Genomic DNA, 1,154 nt, shown 5'->3' on the forward strand with positions numbered 1-1,154 from the left:
CGCAATTAAGCGATGATTTTAGCTACTACACCAGCACCAACTGTACGACCACCTTCACGGATTGCGAAGCGTAAACCTTCGTCCATCGCGATTGGGCAAATCAGAGTCACTACCATTTTGATGTTGTCGCCAGGCATTACCATCTCTACGCCTTCTGGCAGTTCGATAGTACCGGTTACGTCAGTTGTACGGAAGTAGAACTGTGGACGGTAGCCTTTGAAGAATGGAGTGTGACGTCCGCCTTCTTCTTTTGACAGAACATAAACTTCTGATTCAAAAGTCGTGTGTGGGTTGATTGAACCTGGTTTAGCCAATACTTGACCACGTTCTACGTCATCACGCTTAGTACCACGTAATAACACACCACAGTTCTCRCCTGCACGACCTTCGTCAAGCAGTTTACGGAACATTTCTACACCAGTACACGTTGTTTTAGTCGTTGTGCGAACACCAACGATTTCAACTTCGTCACCCACTTTAACAATACCACGCTCAACACGACCAGTAACTACTGTACCACGGCCTGAAATTGAGAATACGTCTTCGATTGGCAGTAGGAACGGCTTATCGATRTCACGTTGTGGTTCTGGAATGTAAGAATCCAGTGCTGCGGCTAATTCAAGGATCTTAGCTTCCCACTCTGGTTGACCTTCTAGGGCCTTCAGAGCTGAACCTTGGATTACTGGTAAATCATCACCWGGGAAATCGTATTCTGACAGAAGTTCACGCACTTCCATTTCAACCAATTCCAGTAACTCTTCGTCATCTACCATGTCACATTTGTTCATGAACACGATGATGAAAGGTACGCCAACCTGACGAGAAAGCAGGATGTGCTCACGAGTCTGTGGCATTGGACCGTCTGTAGAGGCAACTACTAGAATCGCGCCGTCCATCTGTGCAGCACCAGTGATCATGTTTTTAACATAGTCAGCGTGGCCTGGGCAGTCTACGTGTGCGTAGTGACGTGAAGGCGTGTCATATTCGATGTGAGAGGTATTGATCGTAATACCGCGCTCACGCTCTTCAGGAGCGTTATCGATTTGAGAGAAGTCTTTAGCTTCGCCACCGTAGGTCTTAGCCAGTACGTGAGAGATAGCTGCAGTCAGTGTGGTTTTACCATGGTCAACGTGACCAATGGTGCCCACGTTTAC

At 47.4% G+C, this 1,154-nt stretch carries 1 protein-coding gene; it reads right to left on the reverse strand.

From position 1 onward, the window contains the following. Window positions 1-5: 5 nt before the first annotated feature. On the reverse strand, window positions 6-1,154 hold a 1,149-nt coding region (gene tuf / locus L5M71_RS22970), incomplete at its 5' end, for an elongation factor Tu (RefSeq protein WP_113941600.1).

Origin of the sequence: Shewanella sp. SW1 (genome assembly GCF_025653545.1) — a bacterium.
GTDB lineage: Bacteria > Pseudomonadota > Gammaproteobacteria > Enterobacterales > Shewanellaceae > Shewanella > Shewanella oncorhynchi.